18 protein-coding genes are annotated in these 24,319 nt (G+C 44.7%); 1 reads left to right on the top strand and 17 read right to left on the bottom strand.

Annotated elements, in window-relative coordinates:
• Position 1 precedes the first annotated feature (1 nt).
• Positions 2-421: a MarR family winged helix-turn-helix transcriptional regulator gene (locus MHH63_RS07545; RefSeq protein ID WP_076130769.1), complete on the top strand. Its 420-nt coding sequence runs from the start codon at positions 2-4 to the stop codon at positions 419-421.
• A gap of 53 nt (positions 422-474) precedes the next feature.
• Here the strand turns inward: MHH63_RS07545 and MHH63_RS07540 are convergent, their stop codons facing one another.
• The 17 genes from MHH63_RS07540 to MHH63_RS07460 form a co-directional block, all read right to left on the bottom strand.
• Positions 475-2,142 carry an extracellular solute-binding protein gene (locus tag MHH63_RS07540; RefSeq protein ID WP_341171354.1) on the bottom strand — a complete coding sequence of 556 codons (1,668 nt, stop codon included), beginning with the start codon at positions 2,140-2,142 and terminating at the stop codon, positions 475-477.
• Entirely contained in the window at positions 2,139-3,545 is a 1,407-nt protein-coding gene (locus MHH63_RS07535) for a response regulator transcription factor (RefSeq protein WP_340392382.1), read from the bottom strand. Before MHH63_RS07535 ends, MHH63_RS07540 begins: the two co-directional genes overlap by 4 nt.
• Positions 3,538-5,283, bottom strand: coding sequence for a sensor histidine kinase (locus MHH63_RS07530; RefSeq protein WP_076130772.1), 1,746 nt, complete (start codon positions 5,281-5,283; stop codon positions 3,538-3,540). The genes MHH63_RS07535 and MHH63_RS07530 overlap by 8 nt, the downstream gene beginning before the upstream one ends.
• 134 nt (positions 5,284-5,417) lie before the next feature.
• The gene (locus MHH63_RS07525; protein WP_036685758.1) at positions 5,418-7,253 is read right to left on the bottom strand and encodes an ABC transporter substrate-binding protein; all 1,836 of its coding nucleotides are present in this window, start codon (positions 7,251-7,253) and stop codon (positions 5,418-5,420) included.
• A gap of 91 nt (positions 7,254-7,344) precedes the next feature.
• Positions 7,345-8,241, bottom strand: coding sequence for a carbohydrate ABC transporter permease (locus MHH63_RS07520; protein WP_036685756.1), 897 nt, complete (start codon positions 8,239-8,241; stop codon positions 7,345-7,347).
• Positions 8,242-8,258: 17 nt separating this feature from the next.
• On the bottom strand, positions 8,259-9,218 hold the full coding sequence (locus MHH63_RS07515) for an ABC transporter permease (protein WP_076130774.1): 960 nt from the start codon (positions 9,216-9,218) through the stop codon (positions 8,259-8,261).
• A gap of 2,524 nt (positions 9,219-11,742) precedes the next feature.
• Positions 11,743-13,290, bottom strand: coding sequence for an MDR family MFS transporter (locus MHH63_RS07510; protein ID WP_076301775.1), 1,548 nt, complete (start codon positions 13,288-13,290; stop codon positions 11,743-11,745).
• Between the two features lie 40 nt (positions 13,291-13,330).
• The gene (locus MHH63_RS07505) at positions 13,331-14,002 is read right to left on the bottom strand and encodes a hypothetical protein (RefSeq protein ID WP_280753041.1); all 672 of its coding nucleotides are present in this window, start codon (positions 14,000-14,002) and stop codon (positions 13,331-13,333) included.
• Entirely contained in the window at positions 13,995-14,681 is a 687-nt protein-coding gene (locus MHH63_RS07500; protein ID WP_280753040.1) for a hypothetical protein, read from the bottom strand. Before MHH63_RS07500 ends, MHH63_RS07505 begins: the two co-directional genes overlap by 8 nt.
• A gap of 12 nt (positions 14,682-14,693) precedes the next feature.
• Positions 14,694-15,368: a YhbD family protein gene (locus tag MHH63_RS07495; RefSeq protein ID WP_340033319.1), complete on the bottom strand. Its 675-nt coding sequence runs from the start codon at positions 15,366-15,368 to the stop codon at positions 14,694-14,696.
• Positions 15,369-15,608: 240 nt separating this feature from the next.
• Positions 15,609-17,456 carry a fibronectin type III domain-containing protein gene (locus tag MHH63_RS07490; protein ID WP_179089376.1) on the bottom strand — a complete coding sequence of 616 codons (1,848 nt, stop codon included), beginning with the start codon at positions 17,454-17,456 and terminating at the stop codon, positions 15,609-15,611.
• A 324-nt stretch (positions 17,457-17,780) separates the two neighbouring features.
• A complete protein-coding gene (locus MHH63_RS07485; protein WP_076130800.1) occupies positions 17,781-18,389 on the bottom strand; it encodes a 50S ribosomal protein L25 in 609 nt (202 codons plus the stop codon).
• Between the two features lie 210 nt (positions 18,390-18,599).
• Complete coding sequence (locus MHH63_RS07480) at positions 18,600-19,565, bottom strand: ABC transporter ATP-binding protein (protein WP_036685744.1); 966 nt, start codon at positions 19,563-19,565, stop codon at positions 18,600-18,602.
• Positions 19,558-20,541: an ABC transporter ATP-binding protein gene (locus MHH63_RS07475; protein ID WP_076130798.1), complete on the bottom strand. Its 984-nt coding sequence runs from the start codon at positions 20,539-20,541 to the stop codon at positions 19,558-19,560. The genes MHH63_RS07480 and MHH63_RS07475 overlap by 8 nt, the downstream gene beginning before the upstream one ends.
• An 11-nt stretch (positions 20,542-20,552) precedes the next feature.
• The gene (gene opp4C / locus MHH63_RS07470; RefSeq protein WP_036685740.1) at positions 20,553-21,476 is read right to left on the bottom strand and encodes an oligopeptide ABC transporter permease; all 924 of its coding nucleotides are present in this window, start codon (positions 21,474-21,476) and stop codon (positions 20,553-20,555) included.
• A gap of 16 nt (positions 21,477-21,492) precedes the next feature.
• Positions 21,493-22,446, bottom strand: a complete 954-nt coding sequence (locus tag MHH63_RS07465; protein WP_036685739.1) for an ABC transporter permease — start codon at positions 22,444-22,446, stop codon at positions 21,493-21,495.
• 64 nt (positions 22,447-22,510) lie between these two features.
• Positions 22,511-24,259 (bottom strand): ABC transporter substrate-binding protein, encoded by a 1,749-nt coding sequence (locus MHH63_RS07460; protein WP_341171353.1) that lies wholly within the window; start codon positions 24,257-24,259, stop codon positions 22,511-22,513.
• Between the last annotated feature and the right edge of the window lie 60 nt (positions 24,260-24,319).

The raw sequence follows: 24,319 nt of genomic DNA, 5'->3' as shown, positions 1-24,319 counted from the left end.
ATTGGCAAGAGAGCCTATCGGGAAGCTAATTTCCCATCTTCACCGTCAAAATCAAAAGAAACTGGTTAAGCAATTTGTCCCCTATGGAATCGGTAGTGGTGGACAGCATAGCTTTCTTAAATTGATTCTCTCTCGGCCAGGCATTACTCAGGATCAGTTAACTGCCGAATTGAAGTTCGATAAAGCAACTACAGCACGTTCTGTGAAGCAATTAGAGAACTCGGGATATATCGAGCGCAAAGACGATCCTAATGATCGACGCTCTCACCTTCTATATCCTACCCCGAAAGCCATCGATTTCTTCCCAGTTTTACAGTCCATCTTAGATGAATTTAATAAAAGCCTTGTGGGCCATTTAACCGATGAAGAAGTAGAGCAACTACATTTCCTGCTGCAAAAAATCAGCAAAAACGAAGAATAGAACATAAGAAAAAGGATGTCCCACAGCCATTAGGCTGTTGAGGCATCCCACGTTTACTTTTGCTTTACGAGCTCAGTAACTTCTTCCGTAATCTCTTCTCCGCCCATACTCTTCCATTTAGCTACAAACGCATCAAAATCACTAAGCGGTGAATCACCCACAATGATATTTAAGAACGTCTCATTCTCCAGATTCTGCAGTTCCGGCCATTTAGTCTTCATAAGCCGGGTGTTCCCATAAAAGACCCCACGCACTCCCTCTATAGCAGTTGAGGTTAACACAGCTACTCCATATTTATACGCATTCGCTGCTTTCCAGCCTTCAAGATCTTTTTTGGGCTGCTCTGTTTCCGCTACCCATTGATCATAAATGAGCCGGGTATCAGAATTTAATGTATCCGGGTCTATCTTTCCGTGCAAAGCCTGCTGGATATCAGCATAATGTTTCTCAATCGCATCCCTATAATCTATCAGAAGATCGAACGGATAATAAGCACGCAGCTGAATGCCTGTCTGCGCAGAGAAATCACCCAGCTTTTTTACCTCCTCTTGATTAGGATCCTGTCTTCTTTCGAGTCTTGTAAACACGTTTAATTGTTTGATTACAGCCTCAGGATGGTCAAAACCTTTACGCACAACAAGATATCGATCTGTTACCGGCGCTAAATGAGCGACAAACTTACCGGAATCGTCAACTGGAGCTGCATATGCTCTCCATTCTGCCTTCGTATCCAAAGCCACTGCCTCTGATAAAGGATAATAAGGCATCCACCAAGGACCAAAAAACATCCCGGATTTACCTGTAATAATAGGCTCCTGAGTTTCCTTATATAGTGCAAAGTCCGGATCCAGCAACCCGCGTTTATACCAATCAGCAAGTTTAGCAAGCGCTTGTTTGGTCTCTGGTGTAATGGAGCCATACACGATATTGCCGTTGTTATCCTTAATCCAATTCGTGGGGAAAGCGTGAAATGCACTAAACACAGCATCCAGACCATTAACTAATGGTTTAGTTCCATATACGATATTTTTGTAGCCGCTTAGACCGACGGTATCTCTTTTTCCATTTCCATCAGGGTCTTTTTCAATAAAAGCTTTGGCAATTTTCTCGATGTCTTCAAAAGTTTGAGGAGGCTGCAGCTCCAGCTTCTCCAGCCAATCCTGACGTACCCAGAGCAGCACGGGAGAGTCAGCATCAATAGCTACATTCGGTAATCCATATAGTTTACCATCGCGGGAAGCGTCCTCTAATGCCTCCCCCTTTGTAGAATTGTACATATCCTTGATAAGTTCAGATCCATATATTTTATAAGTCTCTGTCAAATCTTCAATCATATCATTATCAATTAATTTCTTCAGTTGATCCCGATCCACAACCATGGCATCAGGCAAATCGTTGCTATCAATGGCAAGCTGTACCTTTTGCGTAAAAGCATCCTCACCCTTCGCTTCCCAGGAGTGAACCACTTTGATATTCGTAATGCTCTCTAAATAACGGGTGATTGGATTGTTATCGTTGCTGTCACCTGTATTAAGCCGCGAGTCGGGAACCTTAAACCCTACTCGGATCACAATCGGATCCTCATATTTGCTATAAGCGATAGAAGTAGCCTCATCCCCTGCCTGAGGGCTTGCAACCGAATCTACAATACCAATATTGTCACGACATGATGTCATTCCAATGACCATACACACTAGGAGGATAGATTTCCAAAATTTCATATTTGGTTTTTCCCCTCCGCACGGAATTCACTTGGTAATTTACCAATACGTTCTCTGAACAATCTGCTGAAATAACGATCATCCTCAAAACCGGACCGCGAAGCAATCTCACAGACGGGAAGAGTAGTCTCCAGCAGCAGTGATTTGGCGAGCTCCAGCCGCATTCCCCGTAAACATTCACCAAATGTCTCTCCGGCAAAACGAGCGAAACATTGGCTGAAATAACCACGGCTCATATTAATGACGGCTGCTACGTCGCTCTGATTGATTTTGTCACCTGCATGGCTCTGCATATAACGAACTGCACGAATAAGACAGGACATAACCTCTTTAGTTAATCCAAGCTCCAGCATTCTTCGTCCCACATGATCAGAAAATCGCCGCAGCCAGTTCTTCCAATGGCACCAGTTCAGATTATGGGAGATGTCCCTTTCCAGTTGAGCAGCATCTTCAGGCTTTAAAAGTAAAGAACTCCAGCTTTGTATTAGAGAGTGTGCAAACGCCAGAAACTGATCAGAACGGGGTTTCTGCTGAAGTATGTTTGCTACAAATTTCTCCCACTCATTTCCATCAATTGTCCACTTCAAATTCTGTGCTTGCTCCAGCAGATTATCCGCCTCTTGTTTTGAGTAGGGAGCCGCTGGTTCCTTCTTTATGTCTTCATATTTCAATGAGGTCAAATCCTCAGGTTCAGGATGATAAAATAGAATACGGTGTAATTTCGCAGTGAGCTGTTCCTCCAGTTCCTGCAAGGGTTGATCTCTCAATCCACTGATCAGCGCGGTCTGCCATCGTCCGGATAGCTGGATCTTAAGCTCACGTTTGCTCTCATCTATTGAGAAACGATGTAATAAGGGCGACATCCACATCTCATGAAAAGTAATGAGCGGATTATTTTTCACGCTGGACAGCTGAAATAATTCTTCTTCATTGCACTGATGATTTAGGGGCAAATACAGCAGAGCCTTATCAGCAGCCATACGTTTACTTTCCCCACGAACCAGAGCATCCCGTGTATTGTCCTCCCATTTAATACGATCGACAAGACGTCTGATGGTTTCATCCGCATTTTCCATCTCAAGCAGTGTTTTTACAATATAGTCAACGGCTCCTAAACGCATAGCCTCCTGAACATAGTCAAATTCATGATGACAAGTAAGGACAACACAGCGAATGCCTGCGAACCGTTGTCTAACCATTTTAATGAGCTCGAAGCCTGAAATGCCTGGCATGGTCAAATCCACAAATAATAAATCTACTTCCTGCTGTTGAAGCAGCTCCAAAGCAGATTTACCATCACCTGCCTCTCCAACTATAACAATCCCTAAGGATGACCAGTCGATCAGGGATATGAAGCCTTTTCGCACGAGTCTCTCGTCATCGACAACTACAGCCTTAATCATCGAAGTCCTCCTTACCTTTCCTCGGAATCACAATGGATACAACCGTACCTTCTCCTGGCTTACTGAACATCTCTAGCTTCATTTGTTCTCCATAATAGGTTCTAAGCATCCGGTTTACATATGAAAAACCAATTCCAAGTCCCCTTTTTTTCGCTCCATCATCAGACAACAGCTGATCTAATGTATCTGCATCCATCCCAGCGCCATTGTCTCTCACACATAGCTGAACCTCTCCTTCACCATGTTTCGTTATCTCAACATCTACCTTGCCATTATCGCTTAATCCATGATAAATCGAGTTCTCCACCAGAGGCTGAAGCAAAAATCTCGGGACAGCCACAGACAATACATCCTCATCAGCTTCAACGTTAAATTCAAATTCATAATCATAACGAATACGCTGCAGCTCCATATAATTTCGAATCGCTTCAATTTCCTCGCCAATGGTAACAATGATGCTTTGCTTGCCCAGATTATAATGCAGCACCTTTACAAGAAGAGTGACCAGCTTGTCGATCTCCTTCTGGCCGTTTAACCGGGCCATCCACTGTACCGTATTTAAGGTATTATGCAAAAAATGAGGATTGATCTGGCTGAGCAACTTCTCAATCTCAAATTGGCTTTTCTGTTTCTCATTATGGGCAACCGCAACAATCAGCTCATTCACCTGTTTTTTCATCTGCTGAAAGTTGGTAAGCACGAAATCAAATTCTTCCACATTCGTATAAGCTACCGGAGCGGTAACATTTTCCGCCATTCGGTTGATTTCAAGGTTGACCTTACGCAACGGACCATAAATTTTCCTCCAGATGATCCAAGCCAGAAATCCGGCAAAAAGAAGGGTGGAGAAGGCAAGTAAGATCATTTTATAAAACCAAGAATAAATTTCACTGTTGAATTCTGATTTTTTCACAACGGCAATAAGCTTCCAGCCCTGAGGACTCGCGTAACGAAACAGATGATATCCGCTTAGCGTTTCATGGGTGAGATTGGAGTTGCTTCCCGCAGCTTTAATAATACTTAGCGGAAGTTTGCCGTCGATCACTTTTGTACTATTACCTTGCTGATTGACCAGCAGATGATTTACTTTCATCCCGTAGGACTCCTGATTGAAGATTTTGCGAAACAAACTATAATTCGTCTCCAAATAAATATAAAGCTTATGCTGGCCCGGCACACGGACAATCCGCTGCTCCGAGAATACGAGATTATCACCAACAGCGTACATAGTAGGATGTGGTCCATAATAGTCAGCCCCGTTATATCGCATAAAAGACGGCAATGTACTGATATCAAAATTTCTGCGTGCGCTCATGTTGGTGAACAGAACGGGATCATCGCTGTCCGGCATAATGTAGGCTGTAAGTCCAATATAAGGGTTCGTAAAATTGACTAGATTGATCTTCTGGTTGATGGAATTCATCATTTGCGATTTGCGAAAAATTTGTTTTTCCTGAATAAATGAGGACATCTCCTGCACAATCTGACCGTCCAGAGCAAACTGCTTGGAGGCAAAATCCATATTGTCGATGGCATTCTCCAGGCTTGAGGCTTCCTGTCTCAGACTAGCGCTGATCCCGTTGCCAATTTTACCTGAAAGGATGGAGTAAATAGAGGTGTAGGTTACGAATCCTACTAAGAGAAGCGGAAGTAATGTTCCGATTACTAGATAGATAAATAAGGTATTGCGTAAGGATTTGACAGCTGGAGTATGACTCCGCAGGGGTACTCTTACCATCTGGATTATCCTCTTCTTTCTATTTGAAAGCGTTTTATATTAATGTGAGAATACCACATTTATCCTTAATTGAATAGAATAAGGCAGAACAGCCTCCACGCCGCCCCGCCTTATTTTATAGTTACTAGCCGTGTTTATTTAACGCTTTTACGGGCCTCGAACAATTCCTCAGCCTTTTTAATCGAGAAATCCATAACTTCGGAATACCCAAGACCATTTACCTTATCATGCATTTCTTTATTCAACTTGTCGTATTCCGCTTGATCTTTAGCAAAGACCATTTTCCAGGAAATCTGTTGAATAACCGTGCCGATTTGTTTATTCTTTTGTTCCACTGTTTTATCCATGGTTAATGGTTCTTTGCCAGTGAAGCCTTGTGGTGCTACAGCCAATAGATTGTTTTTCTCAAAATACTCCTTAGGAGTCAGAACGCCCATTTTCGCTCTCCAGTCACTATCAAGCTTGGATGGGTTACGCTCTAGGGTTGTTGTCCACAGATTATGATCGAATGGCTCACTATTCTCTGGATTCACCATCGCCGGAACTACAAACGAGAAGTTCATTTGATTGGAGCCATAGTAGTAGTCACCACCGCCGTATTCAGCAGGAACTTGAGTATTCTGTTGATCAGTATAAGCTTTCCAACCAAAATCAGTCACTGCAGGTTTGCCGTTTGCATCAATATCCCAAGTCAGACCTTGAGGTCCGTTAGGTACTGCTGTACCACTTCCTGCAGAAATCATTGCACCTTCCGGTGTGTACATCCAGTTAATGAATTCCATAATTCTAGCAGGCTCCTTAGCTTTTGCGCCGATTGCAATAATACCGTTACCACCGTAAACATTGAACCCTGTGGAATACATCAATTCATCTTTGAACGGAACCAGCGCAAAACCTTTACCTTCGGCTGTTCTTTCTGGTGTATTGTAGTTAGCAGCTCCAAGCCATGGGAACCAAGAGAACAATAGACGACCATCTTTGTATTTCGCAACAACATCGTCAAATTTTTGCGTCATAGAGTCCGGATCAACCAGCCCCATCTGGTTAGCTTCAAAATACAGTTTGAGCGATTTCATGTACCAGCTATCTTCGGATAAGAAGTCATAATACTTTTCTTCATCTGCCTTAACATACACAGCAGTATCAGGAATTTCGTCATAGCCCATCATGTTTGCGAACTGTTTAGCCAATGTCATTTTATAGTTGCCATCCCAATCAGACCACATCGAGAAAGCATAGGTTTTTTTGCCTTGTTCATTCTTAGGCTCGAGCTCTTGCATTTTTTTCAGCACAGGCAGATAATCTTCAATCTTTGTAATTTCTGGCGCTCCAATTTGTTGGTAAAGATCAAAGCGCAGGTCTGGACCCCAAGTCATATCTTTTCCTTCAGAAGGTCCGGATGGGTTAGAAGCTACGCTGTTCCCCATACCAAAGACTGATGATCCACCGCCAAAAGCTACCTTAGCTTTTTCAATAGCTTTTGGAAAAGTGCTGGAAATGTCTTTTCCGTATTTGTCCAAAAGACCGTCCTGTGTCCAGTCCAAGAGCAGCTTTCCTTTGATGGCGTTTGGATAGTGGTTCTTGTCGTCACCGAAAATGATGATATCTCCAAGATCTCCGGAAGCCATCATTGCAGAGATTTTGGTATCTCCACCAGTCAGGTTTGAAGCTACAATGTCCATTTCGATGTTGAACTTATCCTTGATAATTTTTGCAAACCATCCGGTCTGTGGACCGGCATAGTTAGCGGTTGTTGAGAATACAGTCAGCTTCAGCGGCTTGGAATGATCAAGCGCTCCGTCATCCGGTGCTGCTGTCTCTTCCGCCGGGGCATTCGTGGCAGCCGACGTAGGTTTCTCTGTGCTCGTGTTTTTGCCCGAGTTAGCCGTATTATTCCCCCCGCCACATGCTGCAAGAACGAAGACCAGGATTACGGATAGCATGACAAGCGATGCTCTTCTTAATCTCATTGCTTTATACCCTCCCTTTCATCTCTTCACTTATAGTTCAACTCTGCTTATTGCAGAGGAAAACCCAGTTCTGGTCCAGAGCGGCCACCCATCAGCCTTTAACCGCACCGATCATAATTCCTTTGACGAAAAAGCGTTGGAAGAACGGATACACGATCAAAATCGGCAATACGACGATCATCGTTACAGTCATCCGCACAGAGGTTGGAGTCTGCATATTCGCTGCACTAGCGGCCATATCTGGCGAATTACGAATTAAGGCTGCGAGCGAGCTGGATTCGTTCAAATAACGCCATAATAAGAACTGGAGCGTAAAGTATTTCGTATCTGTCATCAGAAACGCCGTATCAATAAAGGCATTCCACTGATTCACCGCTGAGAAAATCGTAATCGTAGCCAATATAGGTGTTGTAAGAGGAACAATGATACTCCAGAACACCCGGAAGTAACCTGCTCCATCCATTGACGCCGACTCCTCAAGTGAGGGAGGAATAGCCTCGACGAAGGTTTTGACCAAAATGATATTAAAAGGAGTAATAATGGTTGGCAAAATATAAGCCAGGTAATTATTAGTCAGATGCAAGTTATGCATGGTGATATACCATGGGATCAGCCCTGCACTGAAATACATCGTAACTACAACACTGCGGTACCAAATACTCCGGCCCCACATTTCCTTTTTGGTGAACAAGTACCCAAGAAATGCCGAAGATCCAACGGTGAGCAAAGTACCAACAACTGTTCTATAAATAGAGACTGTAGCCGCATGACCTAAACCACTGATTCTTAGAACCTTACTATAGTTATCAAAATGGATCTGCCTTGGATAAAATTTGATATACCCTGCTGCGCTAAGATCATTCGAACTGATCGTATTAATGAACAAATAGTAGAATGGATAAATGCATGACAGGGTGAACAATCCAAAGAGTGTGTAGATAATAATTTGAAAGATTAATTCTCCAGAAGTTAGTTTTTTCTTTCTCAAATGGGATCACCCCTGCCTTAAATGATAGATTCGTCACGCACCATCTTGGATAATGTGTTTGCCGCGAACAGTAGAATTACACTAACGACCGACTTCAGCATACTGACAGCTGTGGCAAACGGAAAGTTGTTAGCGAACGCAATATTGTATACATAAAGATCCAGCACTTCTATGGAATCTTTATTCATCGCATTTTGAAAGGCAAAGTACTGCTCCATCCCGTTATTGACCAGGTTACCTATGGAGAGCAGCAGTAGGACAAAGAAGGTTGGGATAAGACCCGGAATGGTAATATGCCAGATTTTACGGAACCGGCTTGCACCATCCACCTCTACGGCTTCATACAACTCCTGATCAATGCCTGCGATTGCAGCAAGATAGAGAATGGCACCCCAGCCTAACGATTTCCACCAATACCAAATGATCATCGTGACCCAAATATTTGAGCTGGAGGCTAAAAAGTTATAACCCTCATCAACGATTCCAAGCTGCACTAAAATGTGTGTGATGACCCCGTTATCAACGGAAAACAACGAGAAGGCCAATGCATATACCAGAATCCAGCTGATAAAGTTCGGAATCGTGGTTAGCGTCTGCACCATCTTGCGATACCAGCCTGACTTAATCTCGGTCAGAAAAATCGCAAAGATCACTGGAAATATTGAGGTAATTAGTCCAAGTGAACTCATGGCAAGAGTGTTCTTCAGCACGCGCACAACCTCTGCGGTCTGTGTTGGATTGGATACAATCGTCTTGAACCATTTCAACCCGACATATGGCGTGTCAGACAACGGTATTCCGGGAATGAAATCATAAAATGCATAAATCCATCCGCTGATCGGCAGATAATAGAAAATAAAGGTGACAACAAGAAACGGAAAAGCCATGAAGAACAACTTATGTTTGTTCTTCATCTTCCAGCGGGATCGATGAACCGGATCGACGCTGGGAAGTAATTCACCAGAAGGTACCCCCATGTCGGAATCTCCTATACCCAGATTTTGATTACGTTTTCATAGTATCAGAACCTTTACGTATGACGAGATAGATCACAGAACGGCCTCACTGGAGAACCGTCTGATGCTTGTGAACCAAATTCGCATCTATTTCGACCATTTTCTACCTAATCGCTGTAGGTCTAGTGATGGAGAGCCTACATGCCTTTTGGCTTATAAAAAGCGGCAGGATGACAGGGAATTCCCGTCATCCTGCCGCTGATGGATATGCTTTGTTAAGGGTCGCTATGTCTGCTACATCAACTATAGTGCGCTTTGTCCTCTTCGTCTGCCACATCAACTGTGGTGCGCTTTGTCCTCTTCGTCTGCCACATCAACTGTGGTGCGCTTTGTCCTCTTCGTCTGCTACATCACCTACGGTGCGCTTTGTCCTCTTCGTCCGCTACATCACCTATGGTGCGCTTTGTCCTCTTCGTCTGTATGGTCTTTCACACTTCATAGTTTTGGCATCGGACCCAGATGCACTTATTTCCGGAATTCAGCGCTTTTCATCGTGCTATCGGACTCAGGTGCAGCTATTCACACAAATATAGTCCAAATATGAGCAAATTCATGCCGATAAGAGCTATACAGTCCGAAAATACGGCAAAGTTGCTCAAAAATCAGCAATAGCGACTATACGGTCCGCAACACTCCATCCATCATTCTTGGGCACCCTACTATCACGTCTCCATCACATTTGCTCACGCTGTCGGACCCAGATACACTTATTTCGGAAATCCATCGCTTTCCCTCATGCTGTCGGACTCATTCTTGGATCCATCAAATTTGCTCACGCTTTCGGACTCAGGTGCACTTATTTCCGGAATTCAACACTTTTTCTCGTGCTGTCGGACTCAGGTGCAGCTATTCACACAAATATAGTCCAACTGCGAGCAAATCCGTGGCAATAAGAGCTATACAGTCCGAAACTACGGCAAAGTAGCTCAGAAATCAGCAATAGCGACTATACGGTCCGCAACACACTTCATGCAGCAAAATCAGGCACTCTTCTCTCGAGAATTCATCGCATTTGCTAATACTGTCTGACTCATTCTTGGATCCATCACATTTGCTCACGCTATCGGACTCAGGTGCACTTATTTCCGGAATTCAACACATTTTCTCGTGCTATCGGACTCAGGTGCAGCTATCCACACAAATATAGCCCAAATACGAGCATATGCATGCCGATAAGAGCTATACAGTCCGAAACTACGGCAAAGTAGCTCAAAAATCAGCAATAGCGACTATACGGTCCGCAACACACTTCATGCAGCGAAATCAGGCACGCTTCTATCGAGAATACATCGCATTCCCTCATACTGTCTGACTCATTCTTGGATTCATCACATTCCCTCATGCTGTCGGACCCAAGTGCACTTATTTCCGGGTTTCAACACATTTTCTCGTGCTATCGGACTCAGATGCACCTATTCACACAAATATAGTCCAAATACGAGCATATGAATGCCGATAAGAGCTATACAGTCCGAAACTACGGCTAAGTAGCTCAAAAATCAGCAATAGCGACTATACGGTCCGCAACACACTTCATGCAGCGAAATCAGGCACTCTTCTATCGAGAATACATCGCATTCCCTCATGCTTTCGGACCCAGGTGCACTTATTTCGGAAATTCATCGCATTCCCTCATACTGTCTGACTTATTCTTAGATTCACCGCATTCCCTCATACTGTCTGACTCATTCTTGGATTCATCACACTTCCCTCATGCTGTCGGACTCAGGTGCACTTATTTTCGGAATTCAACACATTTTCTCGTGCTATCGGACTCAGGCGCAGCTATTCACACAAATATAGCCCAAATACGAGCATATGCATGCCGATAAGAGCTATACAGTCCGAAACTACGGCAAAGTAGCTCAAAAATCAGCAATAGCGACTATACGGTCCGCAACACTCCATCCATCATTCTTGGGCGCACTTCTATCTAGAATCCATCACATTTGCTCATGCTGTCGGACTCAGGTGCACTTATTTCCGGGTTTCAACACATTTTCTCGTGCTATCGGACTCAGGCGCAGCTATCCACACAAATATAGCCCAAATACGAGCATATGCATGCCGATAAGAGCTATACAGTCCGAAACTACGGCAAAGTAGCTCAAAAATCAGCAATAGCGACTATACGGTCCGCAACACTCCACGCATCATTCTTAGGCGCACTTCTATCAAGAATCCATCACATTTGCTCAAGCTATCGGACTCATTCTTGAATCCATCGCATTCCCTCATGCTATCGGACTCAGATGCTCTTATTTTTCGGATTCATCGCATTTACTCAACCTTCGAACTCAGCTCCCTTACTTCGAGGGTTCATGCTCATTTGTACTCCCAACCACACATAAAAAAGCAGCCTCTCAAATGAGAAGCTGCTCCATCACTTTACAACCCTAGTTTGTTTACACCTAATTCACTGCATTCCGCATAATACGCACTACATTCCGCTCGTCATTCGAATGCCCGCGCCTTCCGCCATTGCCTAATGCCCGGGCGCCTGATCTTTCCCCTCCGCGGAGGCATCCATTTTCTGGCGCCCCATAAAAAAGGAGGCCAGCAAAGCTAACGCAGCAGGAATAACCGCCCAAGCGAAGGTGTTCGCAATGGAAGAGGAAAGTCCCTCTGTAATTTTGCTCAAAATTTCCGGTGGAATCAGTGCTCTAGTCTCAGGCGACAGCAGGGAATGCGGATCTTTAAAATCCATAACCCCAGCAGCCCCCGCAGAAGCAGCTCCTCCTCCATTTGCTGTGAGCAACTTAGTTAGACTGCCCGAGAAATAATGGCTTTGAATAATGCCAAATGTGGTTATTCCGATGGTCATGCCAAGCGAACGAATGAAATTCAGTGTTGCGCTGGCGGAGCCGCGTTGCTGCGCAGTCAGACCATGAATGGCTGCCGTGCTTAACACAGAGAAGGAAGCGCCAATGCCTAATCCGATTAAAATCATATACAAGGTAACCAAGAGACGTGAAGCTTCCGGAGTAAGCGTTGCTACCAGTCCTGTGCCGATCACCAAAAGTACAAACGTAGGAATCAGCAGATTGCGGTAACTGGTTTTTGCCATCAGGAATCCTCCCGTTGTGGCGGTAATTACTGAGCCGACCATCATCGGCAGCAGGACAAGTCCCGAATTGGTAGCCGAACCCCCTAATACACCTTGGATAAAGATCGGGATATATACGGAAGCCACGATAAATGCAGCACCACTAAATAGCGCGCACAGAATGCTGACGGCGTACAGTCTTTTTTTGAATAACGCAAAGGAAATGATCGGCTCTTTCGCTCTCGTCTCTACAAAAAGGAACACTGCCGCCAATATAGCAAAAGCTGCAAATAAGCCGAGGATCATCGATGAGCCCCAAGCGTATTCTTTTCCACCCAGCTCCAACGCAAACATTAAGCAGATGACAGAGCCCAGCAATGTGCCCGCACCCAGCCAATCAATAGGTTGTTTGGAATGCTCATGTGACTCTTTATAAAAGAAAACGACCATCACAAAAGCCAACAGTCCAAGCGGTAAGTTAATATAAAATATCCACTGCCAAGCAATATGATCGGTGATATACGCGCCTAGCAATGGACCAAAAATACTTGATAATCCAAATACCGCACCAAATGCACCGCCCAGCTTGCCCCGTGTCTCCAGCGGTACGGCGTCGAACATTATGGCAAAAGCAATCGGCACTAGCGCGCCGCCTCCAATTCCCTGAATCGCCCGATAAGCAGCCAGCTGAGTAATCGTATCTGCCGTCCCGCAAAGCGCTGAACCCGCCATAAATACAATAATCCCAAAAACAAAAAACTTTTTACGCCCATACATATCAGACAGCTTGCCAAAGATAGGCATCCCCGCCATCTCAGCTACGAGATAAGCTGATGTTACCCAGACAAATTTGTCCATACCGCCTAGTTCCCCAACAATATTGCCCATTGCTGTAGCAACGATGGTGCTGTCCATGGAGGCCATCAGTATTCCTAACAGCAGACCTGCGATTACAATGCCCAGATTGGGCGCTTTGGCAGCACTCATTTATTCCACTCCCCATTGTCAAAAGATCTATAACTATCTGTTACAGCTTCACTTGATGCCTCACTATTGCATTCTTGTGAATCTCCAAAGCACTACGGTATTCCACAGTATCAATCTCACAGTCCACACCGATGATTACCCGATCTCCTCTGACAATATTTGCTTTTGTATTATTCAGCTCTATCGTATCGCCTTCAATGAGCCCAGCCTCAAAAAGCACTTTAGGATTCTGCTTCATCAAATGCAGGAATTTTCCGGTCTTGCTTTTTTTGATCGTTAAAGCACTGCCTCCAACCTCTTTCGCTCTACTTAGACCATATAAATTGATCTCCAGTTGCTCCGCACTTAGCAGTCCTGCCACATTGAGAGCGCCCGAAATACGCAGATGTTCACCTTCACAATCACCATTAACCTCCAAATTACCGTTAAGATGAATATCGTCGATTTTTACGGAGGCTGCTTTAATTTCCCCCTGACCCCGCAAGGCATCGCCTTCAAGATTACCCATAAGTGTCATCTCACCGGTTATTTTCATTTTGGTCATTAGCAGGTTTCCATCTACCCTGGCATTTCCAGTCAGGCTCAGCTTCTCACAATCTACATCCCCTGCAAAATGACCTTCCCCAGTAACCTTAATATCCCGAAAAAAGCCTCCCGCTGAGGTCGTTGTGCCCATTATTTTCAAATTACTCCGAGTTGTTTCTTCAGTCACCGATCTTCTCCACCTTTCCAATCTTTGCTTCAGGATGTACTGTAATCTGATCACGATACTCTATCCGTTCGACAGTACAGCCTGGACCTACAATCACAATATTGCCCCTGATAACATCAGCCGTTGTATATTCCAAATCAATAAAATCTCCTTCAATAGTCCGAGCCCGCAGCTCCGATCTTAATTTAGGGATGATTCCACTTAACATTTTGCTCCAGACTCCACTATTCGTTTGCCGGATCACTAGACTCTCCACACCAATTTCATGCGCCTTTCCCTGCCCTTGCAGTTTGAAGTCTACATGTCCTGCACTAAGTAAACCTCCGACACTAAAGCTTCCTTCCCCCGCAAAATCCTCAAGCTCACAATCACCCTTGATATTCAGCATTCCATGAAGTGTGCAGCTTTCTCCCCGAATGCTCTCCCCGACAGTAATCATTCCGTCCACTTTTAGGGAGTTAAAACGCAAATGGCCCAGCACTTTCATCGTTCCATTGCATTCCGCTTCTTCCGCCGAGAGATCATTCTTCAAATTCATATGCCCGTTTCCTTTAAAAATTCGCGTCACGATAGGTCCCGTTACTTTGCCTACACCATCGATTCGCACGCTGTTATAAGTACCTCCTGCCCCCCCGCTGACTCCGTTTATAATCAGATCCGGCAGCTCTCGTTTGTCCATTACACTAACCCCCTATTCAACAAGCTTAAAAGCAAGCTTACCTTTCAATTGTTCTATTACATCTGCACTTAGTATTTTACTGACCAGCTTTACCCCTTCATCGAACCATAACTCCGCTGGTGCCTGAGCCAGAATAAAGGATGACACCCCCATTTTGCGGATAAAAAATAACTCCCAGCTGCCACTCTCAAGATTGGAGGCTTTATCCATTAAGGTTCGAAACAGCAGCTCTGCTTCCTCCATACTCATCTCCCCTGCACTAAGCAGGCGATCTACAGCCAATAAATAAGTGAGTTGATCGAAGCTATATCCATTCTTGACACCGAGCCTCTCTCCAAATTTCCCCAGCGTCATCGACGAAACAATGTTACGTTCTATAATTTCCGCAGCAGATATACTTACTCTGTCAAAAGAAGCCTTATCTGATAGCTTATCAGCCATTTCATCCAAAGAAAGTCCATCTTTCATATTCACAATATTATCGATACGGGACAAAATCATGTCTTTTGGAAAAAAAGTCTCCTGTCCAGTAAACGTAGATTTACGGATAAACCATTCCTCTGGAATCAACTGCTTCCGCTTCCAGCGGTACAATTGCCCATAAGATATACCGGTTAAATCCAATAGCTGCTTCTTTGAGATCAAATCCTCTTCCATGCTTATCACTCCTTGAAGCCATCGTAACATAACACTGTTACGTTGTAAAACCAATAAATTAAACTCCCCTCATACCTATCTACGCTAGTAACCATCGTGTCCTAACGTCTCCCCCAAAGATTTTAAAGCATACCTTAAGAGCAGACCTCCGTCTTGAGAAGGATTTAACGGTCATTCACTATTTTTTCCACAAAAAAAGACTGCCCCCGCCGCTATAAATAGCAGCATGGAACAGCCTTCTCTTAGAATGATTTTTACGATCTGCTAATCTTACTGAACAAAAGTATAATGTGCTGAATCATATTGCGGGCCGGATTTTTCGTAAGTGAACCAGTACTCAATACTGCTGCCAGCGCTTAATCCACTCACCGTCTGCTTCCATGTTCCTGAGTTATTAGTCATCCTGTAATTAAGCTGGGAACCCCCGTTAATCTTGTAATGCACATCTACATAAAGGGCACTGGTTACAGGTGTAATATAGATACTCGCCTCTGTAGCAGAAAGTCTCGTTACCCCTGCTGTAAAGTCAGCCGTCACATGATCACCGCCTCCGCTGCCTCCAGTGGGATTAGTAGTAACTGTTGCGGTATTACTAGCGGAGGATAAATTACCTGCTGCATCTGTAGCTTTTACTGTAAACGTATAGGCTGTGCTTGGAGTAAGTCCACTAACAGTAGCTGTAGTTCCCCCCACAGTGGACACCTGCTGTGTTCCGCGATAAACAATATAACCTGTAACGCCAACATTATCGGTAGAAGCGGACCAGCTTAAGCTAACTCCTGTATCCGTCTTACTGGTTACCGTTAGATTAGCGGGAGCGGTTGGCGCGGTTGTATCCCCAGTATTACCACCACCCGTCAAATATTGACCTGTGAATGGATTAAACCGGTGCAGGGACATTATTAACCAACCTGTGCTGGAAACACAGTTTTGCTGCGCCATCACCCAATAACTGTTGCTGGACCCTTTCAGCGAGTAGGGAATACCCCCAAGCGAAGCACCGCTTGTGCCTTGTTTTTTAATAATCTCTGTATTAATAGCGTCTGCCTTTGAGGCATTGCCTTGCAGATAATAAGCGAGCGACATGAATGCGCTTCCTTCAAACCATACGTCAGCACCCGTATTGCCAATTTGATTTCCGTTATCGTCATACGCTGGCAATACTTCATCTGTCCAGTCAAAATCATATCCGGTGAGCGTATTCCCAGCATCATTGTAAGTAAGCGTCTGCTTGTAACGCGGATTCGCAAGTGTTCCCGGGGTGCCGGAGGCATTTTCCACATAGGTTAAGCTTGCGCCGTAGTTATGTGTTCCGGATACGCCTAAAGCTAATACTCCCCAAGGATTCACGTCTAAAGGTATTTTGGGGTCGATCAGATTTGTATCGTTTTTCCAGCCCCCCTTGAAACGTTTGACTGTGTCATCCCACACATAATTATCCAGGAAGGTTTTGACTCCAGAAGCCGCACTGTTATAAGTGGCTGCCTTTGAGGAATCCACCGAAGCATAATACTGCAATACCCGGTAAATATCGATATTGTGCTCGGTTGAGCTCCAAGGCTCATCGGAATTACTCCAACCACTCCATCCCCCTGCAATACTGCCATTAGCCTTTTTATACTGTAAACTCCAATCTAATGCTTTGAGTGCCATCGGACGATACCGTGAATCATTATATTGCTTCTCATAAGCCATAGCAGCCATTGCCATCCATACAACGGGTCCCACATGTTTACGGATTTCTTCTCCGAAGCCGTTGTTATACCAATAAGAATTCAGCCAGAAGCCTGATGGATCTTGAATGTCCCGCATTTTGTTCAAAACCTGCTCTGCCCGCGTCCGTTCACCCTTTACAATAAAGGCGATAGCTGCAACCGCTTGATCATATGTGTATACAATCTGTTTGGGGTTGTTTGGTCCCCAGAAATCTTCAAAGCTATCGACCAGTCCCTCAAAAGCATACCCCGCTGTTGCATCCTGCTGGGCCTTCAGCCAGATTAAAGCACGATTTGAAGCGTCACTTGCAGCATCTGCATTCGCTTTTCCACCAAAGGGTAGAGCTACCCCAAGCACCAGCAAACTTGTCATTAAGATCGAAAACAGCTTCCTCATCTTCATAACTTTCCTCCTCTTAATCATGATGAACTAGGCAATAAGAGTTCTTTGAAGCATAAAAACTAAAGCGTTTTCAAACAGCAACAACAGGGACTTTTGAATATTTTACCATGGTAATTGTCCTCATTTTCAGGCTTAGAAACCCGTTCGTCAACGATTTTATGTAAATTTTTAACTAAATGAGGCGAAACAACCAAAATTGCCATTTGAGAAATCATACGAAAGACCAGCATCATTTTTATGAATTCATATTTATGAAGACAAAACAAAAAGAGCAGACAGCTCCTTTATAAGGATTCTATCTGCTCTTTACTATTTATCTCTATACTATTCTGCTTTATCTTCGCCAGCAGTTTCAGCTACAGCGGGTTCAGCAGTATCTTCTTCTGTTGGCTCTTGCGCTGCTGGAGGTGAAATACGGACAATCAATGTGTCCTCAGGCGTCAATACTTCCCAGCCTTCATGCTTCGGCAAATCAGATACCAGCAATTGATCACCAATATCTAGTCCACTGATATCCACTTCAAAGGATGCAGCTATTTTATCTGGAAGTGTGCGAATATCCAGCTCATGCAATTCAATTTGTTGCACGCCGCCGCTCTTCACACCTACTGGTTCACCTGTAAAGTGGAACGCTACTTTTGTATCCAATTTGGCCTTCATATCAATCTGCTGAAAATCAATGTGCAGCAGTTGTTTGGAAATTGGCTGACGTTGGATTTCTTGAATAACCACGTTCTTTTTGCCCGAGTCTGGCAATTCCAAAGTAAGAACAGCCCGTGGGTTGCTGGCTAAAATACCTGAAATTGTCTTAGCATCCGCTGTAAAGGACTGGCTATCTGAACCTGCACCGTACACGACTACCGGTACAAAGCCTTTTCTGCGCTGTGAAGAAGTCGAGCCGGATCTTTCTGTCAAACGTACTGTTGTATTCACGATGATTCCTCCTAAGTAGGGATTTTATACTAGACCGATTAGATATGTACGCCTAACCTAACCACTCTCTAATTACCCCATTGACCTGGCTTTGAAACCTCTCACGACTTTTGAGCCCAGGCAAAAATAAGGTCAAATTGTATTATTATACAATTCAACATTAATTATTCATGTCTTAGGAGTAAATCATTGCTATATTTGTGACAACTATTAAACTAAATGACAAGCTACAAAATGGTTACTGCCAACATCACGAAATACTGGGATTTCAGATCTGCAAACCTCTTGCGCAAAGGGACAACGGGTATGGAATTTACAGCCAGAAGGCGGATTTACCGGACTCGGAATATCTCCCTTAAGTACAATTCTTTCCCTTTTCAGCTTTGGAATAGGAATCGGAACAGCCGACAGCAGCGCTTTGGTATACGGGTGGAGCGGATTCTTAAACAGTTCATCTCTTGAAGCCGTCTCCATCATAGAGCCCAGGTACATGACACCGATTCTTGAACACAAATGCTCCACAACACTCAAGTCATGGGAGATAAACAAATACGTTAACCCTCGACTCTGCTGGAGCTTACTGAATAAATTAATAATCTGTGCTTGGATGGAAACATCCAGTGCTGAAACTGGTTCGTCTGCAATGATCAGCTCAGGATTCAAAACAAGCGCACGGGCGATCCCAATCCGCTGCCGCTGCCCCCCGGAGAATTCATGCGGAAAGCGATCAATATGATAAGAAGATAACCCGCAAGCCGCTAGCGCTTCAAGCACCAGATCTCGCACCTCGGACCTTGAGCATAGACCATGATCCAGTAAAGCTTCACCAATGGCATCACCTATACGAACCCGTGGGTTAAGTGAGCTATAAGGATCTTGGAAGATCAACTGCATTTGGGGTCTAATATTGCGCAATTCAGCGGGCGACAGGGAGTGAATGTCTATCCCTTTGAACTTGATCTCACCTGCCGTTTTATCCGTTAGCCGTAAAATCGTCCGTCCGACTGTACTTTTGCCGCTCCCAGATTCCCCTACAAGCCCAAACGTTTCCCCAGGTTGAAGTGTGATGCTAATATCGTCAACAGCCTTTACATGCCCAACGGTTCGGTTAAGCAGCCCCTTAGTAACAGGAAAATATTTCTTTAAATGATTGACCTCAAGCAGTGCTTCAGGCATGAACAACCGCCTCCTCATACAACCAGCAAGCTACCTTTTGTCTGCTGGCCACCTCTTTAAGCTGGGGCTGCTGGCTGACACATACAGGCATGCAATGCTCACAGCGGTCATGAAAATAACAAGAGGGCACCAGCTCAAGCGGATTTGGCACTTGACCTGGTATGGAATACAGCTCATCCTGTCGCTGATTGATTACCGGCTTCGATTTGAGCAGCCCTTTTGTATAGGGATGTTTGGGGTTGTTGAACAATTCAACAACTTCACCCTCCTCCACAATCTTACCGGAATACATAACAATCACATAATCGGCCATCTCTGCCACTACGCCAAGATCATGGGTGATTAGTAGAATGGACATGCCCGAGCTATCTTTAATTTCACGCAGCATATCCAGAATTTGCGCTTGAATCGTTACATCCAGCGCCGTAGTCGGTTCATCAGCAATCAATAGCTTTGGACTGCAGGCAATGGCAATAGCAATCATAATCCGCTGCAGCATACCTCCACTTAATTCATGCGGGTAACTATCAGCAATTTGCTCTGGTCGTGATATGCCTACCTGCTTAATCAGTTCAATCGCCCGGATGCGCGCCTGTTTCTTGTTCATCTTCAAATGTACAATCAGCGGCTCCATGATTTGCTCACCGATCTTGATTACAGGATTAAGGGAGGACATGGGCTCCTGAAAGATCATCGCGATCTCATTCCCGCGGATGGTCCGCAGTGTGTTTTTGTCCATTTTCAACAAATCTTCACCCTGAAAATCAATTTTCCCTTGGGCTACCTTGCCCCCGGGTTCCTCAACAAGCCCCATGATGGACATCGCGGTCACGCTTTTGCCGCAGCCTGATTCTCCAACAATACATACCGTCTCTCCCTCGCGAACACGGAAGCTTACATCATCAACGGCTTTCACTTTTCCTTCTTCCGTGAAGAAGTATGTACTTAGACCGTCTATATTCATTAAATCACTCATCTGAGGGTCACCTACCTCTTCTGTTTAGGATCAAGCACGTCCCGGAGTCCGTCTCCAAAGATATTGATCGCGATCACTGTCGCAAAAATCGATAACCCTGGTGGAATCCACAGCCACGGCCGATCCTGAAAGTCGATCATATTATTCGCAGCATCAATCATATTGCCCCAGGTTGGAGTTGGCGGCATAACACCTAGTCCAAAAAAGCTAAGAACCGATTCACTCAATATAGCACCACCGATGTTAAGGGTAGCCATAACGATCAGCAACGGAACGATATTCGGCAGCAAATGATTAAATAATTTACGCCGATCACGGAGGCCTAATACTACCGCCGCCTGCATAAACTCACGTTCTCGAAGACTAAGCATTTGACCCCGTACCATACGTGCCATACCCGGCCAGCTCACAATACTAAGCATCAGCATAACGATATACATCCGATAATCCGTTGGAATCTTCCACTCCGATAATAACGCACCAAAAATAAAGAGCAGTGGCAGACTCGGGACCGTCAATAAAAGATCCGCAATCCGCATAATGATTTGATCGGCAATACCGCGGTAATACCCAGCAATAGCCCCCAAAAGGGCACCGATAAACACCGAAAGAACCATTGACGCTAGTCCCACGGTCAGTGAAATGCGCCCCGCCTGCATTACCCGGGTCAGAATATCTCTGCCCAATGCATCAGTGCCCAGCCAATGCTTCATATTGGGTGCCTTGTTCATCATAGCCATATTAATTTTGTTATCCGTATAGGGTGAGAACAGCGGACCAATAAAACAAAGCGCAAACATAAAGATCACCACCACAAATCCGGATACCGCCAGCTTGTTCTTCAGCAACCTCCGCATAGATTGCCGGAATAAAGAGGATTTTCCTTTGGTGGTCTGCGGCTTCGCGATCCCAGCTACATTACTTTGAACTGCCACGTCAGCTTCCTCCTCTCTATAGCCGAACTCTAGGATCGGCAATCCGGTACAAAACATCCGAAAGCAACGTTCCTATGACGGTAAGTATGGCAATAAACATCGTAAAGCCCATCAGTAAAGGATAATCCCTTAGTCCGAAGGACTGCATATACAGTTGGCCAATCCCAGGCCAATTGAATATTTTCTCAATAATAAGTGATCCGCCAAATAGTGCCGGCAGCTCAAAACCAACCAGTGTAATTGCGGGCAGCAAGGCATTACGTAAGGCGTGTGTAAAGAGCACCTTGCGTTCTTTCAGGCCTTTGGCGCGTGCCGTACGGATATAATCCTGTTTTAAGACATCGATCATATTACTGCGAAAATAACGGGTGAGCGAACCTAATCCAAGAAGGGTCATAACCACAACCGGAAGGGTCATATGCATTACGATCTCCTTAAAGTAAGCCAAACCCGTAGCATTACTACCCGTGGTGATTATTCCACCTGGAGGCAGCCACTTGAGATCGACGGCCAGGATTTTGATCAGGAATAAGCCTATAAAAAATGACGGCAGCGACATGGCTGCGAATATAGCGATCATCACGAGTGTATCGAACCATGAATACTGCTTATAGGCCGAGATGACGCCAATAATGACCGCAATCACCCACGTCAGAAACGTAGATACGGCAGCCAGCAGAAAGGAATTCCAAATATAATCATTAAAAAGCTGCAGCACAGGCTTTTGTTGGGCTAAGGAATACCCGAAATCACCATGCAGCGCATTCTTCATCCAGATCCCATACCGTTCAAGCACAGGCTTGTTTAAGCCGTAGATTTCACGCAGCTCAGCTTTGCGTTCAGCGGTCAATTTAATATTTCCGGTTATGAAGTCACCGGGAGTTGAAGCATACAGACAGAAGATCAATAATGATGCCGCAAATAAGATGATGACCATGTACAACAGTCTTTTCGATAAATAAGCGCTCATGACAGACTCCTTATGATTCGTCCCCTGCCCTTGAATCCAGTCAGGGCAGGGGACACTGGTTTATTTATTTCAGGCTCCAAGTTGGCAGACTGCCAGCAAGACCGATGAACGGGCTGACCGATAGATTCTCAATACGTCCGTTATAGGCGTATACTGTCTTTTTATAACTTGTGAAAATAATAGGCAGTTCATCATTGAAAAGCTGATACAGCTCTTTATATACCGCTTTGCGTGCCTCAATATCAGTAGTGGCCAAGGCTTTGTTGTACAGCTCCAGGAATTTCGGATTGTCATAATCCGTGATTTCTCCATCGAAGAATTGCATGAACCCGTCAGACGGATCAGTCAACATGCTTGTGGAGAAGGATACGAGATCGTAGTCCCCACCTTCTACTTTCGATACCAGTGAGTTAAAGTCTGCGAAAACCTCAGGCTGGAATTCGATACCCAGCGCTTCAAAATTCTCTTTAGCTACAGCGATGAAAATATCTGTGTTTTTACTCTTCGAACCGAGGTAATGGATGGACAGCGGTTTGCCATCTTTTTCACGGATCCCCCCCGCGCCTACCGTCCAGCCAGCTTCATCGAGTAATTGTTTTGCTTTTTCCGGATCATATTTGTAAGGATTAATGCCTTCCTCCGTGTAAGACCAAGAGATAGGGGATGCCGGGATGTTGGCAATAGAACCTGCACCTTGCGCTGCATCCACATAAATACTCTGACGATCCAAACCGTACACAATAGCTTGACGTACAAGCTTATCCTTGAGCTGCTCATGCTTCAGGTTAACTTGCAAGTAACCATAGGTACTTGGAGTGTAAGGAATAATATTCACAAAACCGAGTGCTTTCAGCTTCTCGATATTCTCGTCTGTCGCACTAAAGGAAGCGTAGTCCACTTCACCAGTTTCTACGAACTGCCATACGTCGCCTTCCGTAGTTTTGTAGATGAAATGCTCCGTCTTTGGTTTACCTTTGAAATAATTCTCATTCGCTACAAAACGCACTTCTTGACCTGGAATAAATTTTTCCAGCTTGTAAGGTCCATCGCCAAGTGGCTTCTCATGCAGCTTTTTAATGTATTCAAGATTTCCAATTTTATAGTCCTTGCCATAGAAAGCTTTCGACAGTACATTCGAGCCGAGCTGTACCAGCGCCGTTGCGTTTGGTTGCTCAAGGGTTGCTGAGATCGTCTGTGGATCAATTACTTTAATGCCCTCAACTGTAGGGGATGTACCTTCCTTATAGGCTTTGCCGCCTTTAACATTTAGCGATGGAAGCTGGGAGCTACCATCATACGATTTGTCGTATTGGATCGTCCATGTAAATGCCACATCATCCGCTGTTAACGGTGAACCGTCGCTGAATTTCAAATCTTTTCTCAAGTGGAAAGTGTATGTAAGCTGATCATCCGAAACATCCCAGCTCTCCGCAAGTTCCGGCGTTGGAACGCCTTTGTCATCAACAGTTACGAGAGAAGCGTATAGCAGTGAAGAGACATTGCCATCATAACCACTTTGTTGAAAATAAGGAGTGAACGCTCCGCTTGGGTCCGTAAGCCCGACGATAATGGTATCTGTACGTTTCTGGGCCACCGCTGGAAGTTTGGATAAATCCGTGGCAGTAAAAGGTTCGCTTAGAGCACCCGCAGGAACAATCTCTGGTGCAGTGGTTGCTTCCACATTGGTTGAATTGGAGCCTGCAGCCGCATTGTTTGCGGATGAGGATTCGTTATTACTGTTGTTAGCGCAAGCAGAAAGTAACAGTGACCCCGTAAGCAGTAATGAAGTGATTACAATCGCATTTTTTCTCATGTACCTATCTCCCTTTTCTCTCTGAATAGAATAATAACTATAATTCCTACCCGTTAAGTA

Origin of the sequence: Paenibacillus sp. FSL H3-0310, from assembly GCF_038002785.1 — a bacterium.
Taxonomy (GTDB): Bacteria; Bacillota; Bacilli; order Paenibacillales; family Paenibacillaceae; genus Paenibacillus_AQ; species Paenibacillus_AQ odorifer.
This window is presented reverse-complemented; position numbering and strand designations above follow the sequence as displayed.

Bases quoted from the DNA above. Each gene is read 5' to 3' on its own strand.
- MHH63_RS07530 (WP_076130772.1), bottom strand. From the start codon at position 5,283: ATGGTAAGAGTACCCCTGCGGAGTCATACTCCAGCTGTCAAATCCTTA.
- MHH63_RS07495 (WP_340033319.1), bottom strand. From the start codon at position 15,368: ATGTTACGATGGCTTCAAGGAGTGATAAGCATGGAAGAGGATTTGATC.
- MHH63_RS07480 (WP_036685744.1), bottom strand. From the start codon at position 19,565: ATGCCTGAAGCACTGCTTGAGGTCAATCATTTAAAGAAATATTTTCCT.
- MHH63_RS07490 (WP_179089376.1), bottom strand. From the start codon at position 17,456: ATGAAGATGAGGAAGCTGTTTTCGATCTTAATGACAAGTTTGCTGGTG.
- MHH63_RS07515 (WP_076130774.1), bottom strand. From the start codon at position 9,218: ATGGGGGTACCTTCTGGTGAATTACTTCCCAGCGTCGATCCGGTTCAT.
- MHH63_RS07540 (WP_341171354.1), bottom strand. From the start codon at position 2,142: ATGAAATTTTGGAAATCTATCCTCCTAGTGTGTATGGTCATTGGAATG.
- MHH63_RS07475 (WP_076130798.1), bottom strand. From the start codon at position 20,541: ATGAGTGATTTAATGAATATAGACGGTCTAAGTACATACTTCTTCACG.
- MHH63_RS07465 (WP_036685739.1), bottom strand. From the start codon at position 22,446: ATGAGCGCTTATTTATCGAAAAGACTGTTGTACATGGTCATCATCTTA.
- MHH63_RS07500 (WP_280753040.1), bottom strand. From the start codon at position 14,681: ATGGACAAACGAGAGCTGCCGGATCTGATTATAAACGGAGTCAGCGGG.
- MHH63_RS07460 (WP_341171353.1), bottom strand. From the start codon at position 24,259: ATGAGAAAAAATGCGATTGTAATCACTTCATTACTGCTTACGGGGTCA.
- MHH63_RS07525 (WP_036685758.1), bottom strand. From the start codon at position 7,253: ATGAGATTAAGAAGAGCATCGCTTGTCATGCTATCCGTAATCCTGGTC.
- MHH63_RS07510 (WP_076301775.1), bottom strand. From the start codon at position 13,290: ATGAGTGCTGCCAAAGCGCCCAATCTGGGCATTGTAATCGCAGGTCTG.
- MHH63_RS07535 (WP_340392382.1), bottom strand. From the start codon at position 3,545: ATGATTAAGGCTGTAGTTGTCGATGACGAGAGACTCGTGCGAAAAGGC.